General features: G+C 52.4%; 6 protein-coding genes. 3 read left to right on the top strand and 3 right to left on the bottom strand.

Annotated features, from left to right (window positions below):
• Positions 1–253: 253 nt before the first annotated feature.
• Positions 254–1,171, bottom strand: a complete 918-nt coding sequence (locus MXE41_RS06855; RefSeq protein ID WP_247099964.1) for a flagellin — start codon at positions 1,169–1,171, stop codon at positions 254–256.
• A gap of 1,045 nt (positions 1,172–2,216) precedes the next feature.
• On the opposite strand from MXE41_RS06855, the gene MXE41_RS06850 reads away from it, so the two are divergent.
• Positions 2,217–4,055: an ABC transporter ATP-binding protein gene (locus tag MXE41_RS06850; protein WP_247099963.1), complete on the top strand. Its 1,839-nt coding sequence runs from the start codon at positions 2,217–2,219 to the stop codon at positions 4,053–4,055.
• A gap of 243 nt (positions 4,056–4,298) precedes the next feature.
• On the top strand, positions 4,299–4,421 hold the full coding sequence (locus MXE41_RS13080; protein ID WP_281503558.1) for a hypothetical protein: 123 nt from the start codon (positions 4,299–4,301) through the stop codon (positions 4,419–4,421).
• A gap of 62 nt (positions 4,422–4,483) precedes the next feature.
• Here MXE41_RS13080 and MXE41_RS06845 read toward each other — a convergent pair whose 3' ends face one another.
• Positions 4,484–4,990, bottom strand: coding sequence for a phosphatidylglycerophosphatase A (locus MXE41_RS06845; protein ID WP_246977168.1), 507 nt, complete (start codon positions 4,988–4,990; stop codon positions 4,484–4,486).
• Between the two features lie 886 nt (positions 4,991–5,876).
• Here MXE41_RS06845 and bioD point away from each other — a divergent pair.
• Entirely contained in the window at positions 5,877–6,569 is a 693-nt protein-coding gene (gene bioD, locus MXE41_RS06840; protein ID WP_246977169.1) for a dethiobiotin synthase, read from the top strand.
• Positions 6,570–6,752: 183 nt separating this feature from the next.
• On the opposite strand, the gene MXE41_RS06835 is transcribed toward bioD, so the two are convergent.
• A complete protein-coding gene (locus tag MXE41_RS06835; protein ID WP_247099962.1) occupies positions 6,753–8,225 on the bottom strand; it encodes an aspartate aminotransferase family protein in 1,473 nt (490 codons plus the stop codon).
• Between the last annotated feature and the right edge of the window lie 100 nt (positions 8,226–8,325).

Here is an 8,325-nt window from a genome sequence, read left to right as displayed (position 1 = left end):
GTAGAAAAGCCTTCTTTGCTTTTCGTTAAAGTCACCAGCCTCAAGCAGCTGATTAATAGAATCTTTGTTTAAAGTGACCTGAATCTGGTTTGCCATAAGGTTCCTCCGTTCAGGTCATTATACTTAAGAAATACAAATCATTTTAATTACCTACAGTTCCTATCTGGAAATTATGCTTTATAAAACATAAAAAAGCGGGGTGGTCCCCGCCTCTTGAAATGATAATGAGAGATAGAAATTAGTTGTTCAGCTGTTAGCCGAGCAGGCTCAGTGCGATAGTTGGACGCTGGTTAGCCTGAGCAAGAACAGACTGGGAGGCCTGCTGGATAATGTTATTCTGGGTCAGAGCTGCTGTCTCAGAGGCGAAGTCTGTGTCTCTTATGCGGCTGCGGGCATCAGACTGATTTTCTGAGATGTTTGCCTGATTACGAATAGTGCTTTCCATTCTGTTTTGTAAAGCACCAAGGTTGGCACGCTTGGAGTCAACAGCCTGAATCAGGGCATCAATATTAGCAAGAGTAGCGGTAGCGCTTGATGCGGTAGATACAGTAAAGCGGATTGCATTATTGTTGCCGGCATCTTTAATCAGGCCCTTCTTTCCGTCTGCCTGGGCGGCTGCATTAAGACCAGCCTGGTCGGCAATGCCGCTGAGGTGGAAAGCAACAGACCAGTTGAGGTTGAGGGTGTTACCGGCGTTGGCGCCTACCTGGAAAGTAAGCTTGCCATCAGCAGGGATCAGTCCTTTATTCTTACCGAGCAGGATTTCCTGACCAGCGAAGGTGGTCTGATTGGCAATACGGGTGATTTCCTGAGAAAGCTGAGTTACTTCTTCCTGAATTGCGTCGCGGTCTTTCTGAGAGTTGGTACCGTTGGCGGACTGAACAGCCAGCACACGGATACGCTGCAGCATATTGGTGGTTTCGTCCAGCGCACCTTCAATGGTCTGAGCTAATGCGATACCGTCATTGGTGTTTCTGTTACCCTGATTAAGACCATTTATCTGAGTGGTTAAACGGTCAGCGATCTGCAGTCCGGCAGCGTCATCCTTGGCGGAGTTGATGCGCAGGCCTGAGGACAGGCGCTGATAGGACACATTTAAGCTTAATGTGGCATTGCTCAGCTTTCTTTGCGCATTGATGGAGCTTACATTCGTATTGACATATAAAGCCATGTTCTTTCTCTCCCAGCTGTCTAATTGCTGCAGTCAGATCCCTAATCTGTCTGATGTGTGTGCAGGCTTAGTTGTTAATCAGAATAGTTGTATAACCTTGTAAGTTGCTACGCAGTAATTAGCATCCAATATGCCATTTCATGATATTTATGTATCTAAATTACGAATGTAATCCCGTATCTGTGGGCTTTTCAAGGAGCAAAGCATTACCTGGCAAAACATCTGATTTTTACTGCGCATGATACATTTAGATATACCTGTGAAGCGGATTTAAACGGGTTTAAATGCATGGATTTTACGTGGCAAATATTGCCCGTAAACTTACGGAGAGCAGTTCGATTATGTGTGGTGTTGCCTGAGGGCACTAATGACCCCCATCCCAGTGATGCTGGGCAGAGCATGCTAAGACCAAATGCCGTTCCTTTTTCAGCCCTGGGTCTGTCACTTGAGAAGGATAAGGTCCTGCCCATGGCTCATTTCAGGTAATACTCAGCATAATGTCAGGATGTGAGGCGGGGCACTGATACATTCGTCTCAGTCCGGGCGCTCATAATCGGAGCAAAAGAGTATTTTTATCGCGGCTGTCAGTGATCAGGGCATTCGTCATATAGCTGGTCCTGATATCATTCATGATGCCTGAACTGAGATTTCCTGGGGCCAGGTGATGGCTGAACCTGGGGCCATTGGGGCATGCTTATGCCTGAACTGAGGTCTTATGGGGCATGCTTATGCCTGAACTGAGGTCTTATGGGGCATGCTTATGCCTGAACTGAGGTCTTATGGGGCATGCTTATGCTTTAAGTACCATGGCCATACTTACATAATGGTATTTTGGGAGTATCATGGCATGCCGGAATCGTGTACCAGCTGCCTGAGTTTTCAGGTTATGCCTGGCCGGCGGAGCTGCAAGGCGGCGGAGCTGGTCAGGTGGCTGGCCTGGCAGCTGGCCAGCTGTGCCGGCCTTGCTGGCTGGGCTGGTGCGGATGACGGTTTGGGTATGGGCTTTCAGGCCGAAGAGCTGTTCGGAGTTTTTTGATGGAGGTTGATGGTGGAAAGAGTATGGCGCTTTTTTGAGACGCTGGTCCCTCCTTTTCCCGAGGATATTAAGGGTGAGCCGCCTAAGGGCATTATCAGGTTCATTCTCTTTTATACCCGTGGTCTGTGGCCATTTCTCTTTTTCATTGCCATTCTGACTTCCCTGATGGCTGCCGGCGAAGCCCTGTTCTTTATCTGCCTTGGCCTGATAGTGGACTGGACCAGCAGCAGTCTGCCTTCTTTCTTTATCAATGAGTACGGCCGTCCCCTGGTCTTTATGCTGCTCATGGCCGGTTTTATTCTGCCGGTAGCCACCATTTTGCATTCGCTGCTGCTCCATCAGACCATTTCACCCAACTACCCCATGCAGATACGCTGGCAGGTACACCGCTATCTGCTGGGACAGTCACTGTCCTTTTTTACCGAGGAATTTGCCGGACGTGTAGCCAACAAGGTGATGCAGACAGCCATGGCTGTGCGCACCTCAGTGCTCAAGCTCATGGATGTGGTTATCCATCTGGTGGTTTATCTGGCCACCATGGCCTGGATGCTGGCTGACTCTGACCTCTATCTGGCTCTGCCTCTGATGGGCTGGCTGATACTGTACAGCTGCGCTATTTTCATCTTTATTCCCAAGCTGCGCCGTATGGCCCAGCGTCAGGCCGATACCCGCTCTGACATGGTGGGCCGCATAGTAGACAGCTATGTGAATATCTCCACAGTAAAGCTCTTTGGTGGCAGGGGCCGTGAAAGCCGTTATGCCCAGGATGCTATGAGCGAATATATACGCACTGAGTATAAGGCCCTGCGTATCCTCACTCTTTTTGATGTCTCAGTGCAGCTGATGAATTATGCACTGCTGATTTCCACTACTTCTCTGGCTCTGTTTTTGTGGGCCAAAATTCTGATTACCCCGGGCAGCATAGCCATTTCCATTGCCGTATCCATCCGTGTTATCAACATGTCACGCTGGATGATGTGGGAGATAGGCGCTATCTTTGAAAATATCGGTACTGTCTATGACGGCATCAACACCATTGCTCAGCCAAAGGCCATTGAGGATCCTGAGAACCCTGACAATCCAGGTGTCATCAAGGGTGATATTAAGTTTCGTGATGTCTGTTTTGCCTACCGCAAGGATAAGCCTGTATTAAACAGCCTGAGCCTGCATATCAGGCAGGGTGAAAAGGTAGGTCTGGTAGGTCCGTCAGGAGCGGGCAAGTCCACGCTGATAGCCCTGATGCTGCGTTTTTATGACACCAGCTCAGGTGAAGTGCTGGTCGACGGCATCAATGTGCGCAATATGCGTCAGGAAGATCTTCATGAAGGTTTTGCCATGGTGGCCCAGGATCCGGCGCTGCTGCACCGTACTGTAGGTGAAAACATTACCTACGGCTGCTCTGTGTATAACGAAGATGAGCTGCTGCGCGCGGCCACCCTGACTGACTCTCTGGACTTTATTACCAGTCTGTCTGACTTCAAGGGAGCCTCGGGCTTTGATGCCATGGTAGGCGATCGCGGCGTCAAGCTCTCAGGTGGTCAGAGACAGAAGATTGCTCTGGCCCGAGTAGTCATGAAAGGTGCGCCTGTTCTTATTCTTGACGAGGCCACCTCAGCCCTGGACTCAGAGTCTGAGGCTGTCATTCAGGAGAATCTGGACTCCATTATGGAGGGCAGAACAGTGGTAGCCATTGCTCACCGTCTGTCTACTCTGCTTAAAATGGACCGCATCCTGGTTCTGGACAAGGGCACCATAGTCGAAGAGGGCACCCACCAGCAGCTGCTTGAAAAGCGCGGCCTGTACTATCATCTGTGGCAGCAGCAGGCAGGCGGCTTCCTGGCAAGCTGACTGTCCGGCTCCTGAGCCCGTACACACCGGCGCTGAGAAAAAAAAGAAAGGCCCCGTAATGTTCAGTCATTATGGGGCCTTTCTTTTGCGCGGGCGCTGGCAGCTGCTACTGAGCGCCTCGCCGCTCCGTGCCGCACAGCACTGCCGTGTTGGGGCTGTAATTTACCTGGCATGATGCCATGCGTTGCCGGGAACTTTTGGCCTGGGAACAGCCAGGTCCAGTCGGCATTGCTCTGCACAGTCATGCTGCGCATCGTCATGCTGCGCGTGGCCATGCTTGCGGCATTCATGGCTGTGCCTGCGCTGAAGGCTGCTCATTGCAAGGACACATGTGCCTTGCATGGCCGGGACAAAGTAGAGCTGTAATGCCGGGCGGCAGCATGTGGCGGCAGGTATGGGGGCCTTGGCTGTGTTTATGGTCCCAGGGATTAGCTGAGCAGCAGCCAGTCTGAGAAGAAGTAGAGAATGATATGGCCGGCTGCCAGGGCATACAGGGCCGCAAGAACATCGTCTACCATTACACCAAGGCCGCTTTTGATATTGCGGTCAGCAATGTTGACCGGGAAAGGCTTGAGAATATCGAAGAAGCGAAAAAGGATAAAGGCCAGAATGGCAAGCTCCCAGTGGCCCTGAGGGAAGAAGGCTATGGAGATGAACATGCCGGCAAATTCATCAATCACCAGGCCGCCGTGATCGTGGGTTCCCATGGCCTTTTCAGCCTCGTTGCAGGCTTTGACGCCCAGCACAAAGGTTACAACGGCTGTAATAATGGTGACATACCATGGGCACATCAAAAGGCCCATGCAGAAAAACATGGCCAGAAAGGAACCGGCTGTTCCTGGGGCCTTTGGCGACAGTCCTGAACCCAGGCCTACAGCCAGCAAATGCCATGGGTTGGCAAGGTTAAGCCTGCGTAATAAAGAGTAGTCCGCCATAAAAACCTCACTGGAAAACATGCAGTCCTTAGCAGGAGCTGCATATGCCTGTCATAGTGTCCCGGATACCTGGTCCCGACGCCCTCATGGTCCTGACGCAGCAGCGCCTGCCATGACTGAAGTGCTGTCCCTCAGGCGAGCAGAGCCGGTTATGGCACAGCCCGTGATGGGGGCATCGTGGGTTTTTGCACCATGGCATGAACCGAGGCGGATAGCAGGACAAATTGCGCTGTGCATTATATCAGGGCATTGGCCTTATTCAGCATGTCAGAATAAATGGCCTGGCAATGCCTGGCAAGACCCGCAGTCCTGCTGCTTGCCAAGCCTGCAGGGCCGTACCTGTCGGCGCTGTTCAAGGCTGTTCGGGGGCTGTGACAGGAGGGCAAATGTCAGTCAGATCATGCCGGTCAGTGCATACCGGTCAGCGAGGGGCCTGTCATGGGCATGCTGGTCAGGTACGGGCCTGTCATGGGCATGCATGTCAGGGACATGCCGGTCATGGCCATTATGGCCACTGTCTTATAGTGCCTCCATTGCCTTTGCTCAGGGATCATACGGAAAACATCATTCCAGTTGGGCGCTCATCAGGTGTTGCCTTGTATATGGCGGACGGGCAAGGCGGGCAATTGCAATGGCCTGAACGTTTACAGGGCAGCAAAGTCCCGACTTTTCTGACCCTGATGGGGACAGCGATGCGCTTTGTTATTTGCAGCTGCAGCAGTGAATATGGCTATTGTGCGATCGGGGTGGCTTTTACTTGTCTGCAGCATAGGCTATTATTTAGGCAGCAAAGTCTGCCTGAAGTGTATGTGAGCCTGCTGGCAGACAGGGAGTATTTGTTTCGGTTAGTTTGTGCGCAAGCTTGAGTGCGCTTTTGGAGTATTTCATGAAGAGTGTGATTTTACTGGGAGCTGAGCCCAAGGTAGGCAAGACCTATATTGCATCCTTGCTTATTCAGGCGCTCAAACGCTCTGGACAGAATCCAGGATACTTCAAATTTGCTCAGGCCGGCATCAGCAGCATTGAAATGAGTGATGCAGCCGCTATTCAGAACAAGTGCAATGTAGGCCAGGAGCTCAGCGAAATGCTCCCTTATGTCTACTCCGAGAATCTGCCTGTCCATCTTGCAGCCCGCGAAAGCGGCAACTTCATCAATCCCCGTGTTATTCAGGAGCGCTTTGGCTGGAACGTGGCCACTCACCCTGTCATGGTAGTTGAGGGTACAGGTGAGGTTATCTGTCCGCTTATCATGGAGGACAACCAGGTACTGATGCAGGAGGATCTGATCTCAAGGCTCAAGCTCAATACCGTAGTAGTGCTGCGCATGTCCTCAAGCTCATTAAATCAGGCATCTCTGGCCGTCTATTACCTGAGAAACATTGGCTTTGCCCCTCAGGGCATTATTGTCAACGGCTTTGATGAGAGCAATTATGCCCATTGTGATGCCTGCAATCTTATTGAGCGCTTCACCCAGACCCGCATCATAGCCACAGTAGGCAAGAATCAGCGTTCGCTCAATCTGCGCTGCAATCTCAACGAGATTTTCAATCCACGCGCCCTGCACGGCCAGACCGTATAGTCCTGCCCGCAGCGCATAAAGCAAAAAGGAAGCCCCCGGGCTTCCTTTTTGCGTTTAAGGACAGGCACCTGTGTGCCGGCCCTGATAAAAAGCGCAGCGGAGCCGCTGCGCTCAGCGCAGCCAGCGCCGGCGGCGGGCTGCCCGGCAGTTATGGTGCATGGGCGGGCGCTGCGCGTTTGATGGTCAGATAAGACTGTCGTTTACTGGCAGGGAGGTTGAGGCAATGGTGCCGTCGTCCATGGCGGCCACAATGGCCTTCATGGCTGAGCATATCTTCATCATTTCCTCATCAGTACTGGTCAGCGGTGGCATGGCATAGAGCAGATTGCCCATTGGACGCAGCCATACTCCAAGCTTGAGACATTCCTTTTGAATGGCAGGGACATTGGCGCGTTCACTAAGTTCAATAACGCCAATAGCACCAAGAGCGCGGCCCTCAACAGCACACTTGAAGTCACGGCACTGGTAAAGCTGCTCTTTGAAAATGCGTTCAATGGCGGCAGTACGTCCGGCCCAGTCAAAGTTCATCAGGCTGTCAATGGCAGCACAGGCTACTGAGCAGGCCAGAGGATTGGCCATAAAGGTAGGGCCATGCATGAAGACATAAGGATCGGACTGGGAAACAGCCTGAGCAATATGGCTGCGGCACAGCACGGCTGACAGAGTCATATATCCGGCTGTCAGTCCCTTGCCCAGCAGCATGATGTCAGGCTCAATACCGGCATGCTCACAGGCAAACATGCGTCCAGTACGGCCAAAGCCGGTAGCGATTTCATCGGCAATGAGCACAATGTCATGACGATCGCACAGCTCCCTTAAGCCCTTTAAGAACTCAGGATGATAAAAGAGCATGCCTCCTGCTCCCTGAACCACTGGCTCAAGAATAACGGCGGCGATTTCTGACTGGTGCGACTCCACCATGGCGGTAATGTCATCAAGGTCATGGCGGTCAAAAGCGCAGCCTGGCGCAGCAGGTGCCTGTACAGCGCCGGCTCCGGCTGCAGTTGCACCTGCAGTTGCGCCTGCGGTGGCACCTGCAGGAGCGATGCTGCCTGTCGGGGCGGGGGCGTAGTGCGGACGCTTTTTGCTGAATACTGTGCTGCCCGGGAACGGGGTTTCAGGATTGGCGGCGAAGAGGCGCTGCTGCATGGCCTTGCCAAAGACAGTATGCATACCCTCAGGGTCACATACTGACATGGCATTCCAGGTGTCGCCATGATAGCCCGAGCGTACGGTCAGAAAGTTGGTGCGCTCCGGGCGCTGACGGGCGCGCTGATACTGCAGGGCCATTTTCAGGCTGACTTCAGTGGCCACTGATCCCGAATCGGCATAGAAGATATGCTCCATATATGGCAGCAGCTTTAACAGTCTTTTACCCAGATTGATGGCCGGGTCATGCGTAAGGCCTGCAAACATGACATGAGGCAGCCTGTCGACCTGCTCCTTGAGCGCCATGGTAATGGCAGGGACCTGATAGCCAAGAGAGCAGCACCACCATGAGGACATGGCATCAATAAGCTCAGTACCGTCACTTAATGTAAGGGTACGCTCACGGGCGCTGACCACCTTCAGTGCCGGCAGCGGCTGCAGGGCCGAGGTATAAGGGTGCCACAGGTGTTGCTGGTCAAAGGTATCAATGAGATCGTTAAAACTCATTTGTCCTCCTGTCTATTTAGCTTTAAAAAGCACGCCACCGCTGTCAGAACCGTTTTAGCTCAGGTAATGACAATACGGTGGCGTCTGCAGTAATCTTGCA

Origin of the sequence: Anaerobiospirillum sp. NML120449 (assembly GCF_023051105.1) — a bacterium.
Taxonomy (GTDB): Bacteria; Pseudomonadota; Gammaproteobacteria; order Enterobacterales; family Succinivibrionaceae; genus Anaerobiospirillum.
This window is presented reverse-complemented; position numbering and strand designations above follow the sequence as displayed.

Coding starts and splice junctions, on each gene's coding strand:
- MXE41_RS06855 (WP_247099964.1), bottom strand. CDS start 1,171: ATGGCTTTATATGTCAATACGAATGTAAGCTCCATCAATGCGCAAAGA.
- MXE41_RS06850 (WP_247099963.1), top strand. CDS start 2,217: ATGGTGGAAAGAGTATGGCGCTTTTTTGAGACGCTGGTCCCTCCTTTT.
- MXE41_RS13080 (WP_281503558.1), top strand. CDS start 4,299: ATGCTGCGCATCGTCATGCTGCGCGTGGCCATGCTTGCGGCATTCATG.
- MXE41_RS06845 (WP_246977168.1), bottom strand. CDS start 4,990: ATGGCGGACTACTCTTTATTACGCAGGCTTAACCTTGCCAACCCATGG.
- bioD (WP_246977169.1), top strand. CDS start 5,877: ATGAAGAGTGTGATTTTACTGGGAGCTGAGCCCAAGGTAGGCAAGACC.
- MXE41_RS06835 (WP_247099962.1), bottom strand. CDS start 8,225: ATGAGTTTTAACGATCTCATTGATACCTTTGACCAGCAACACCTGTGG.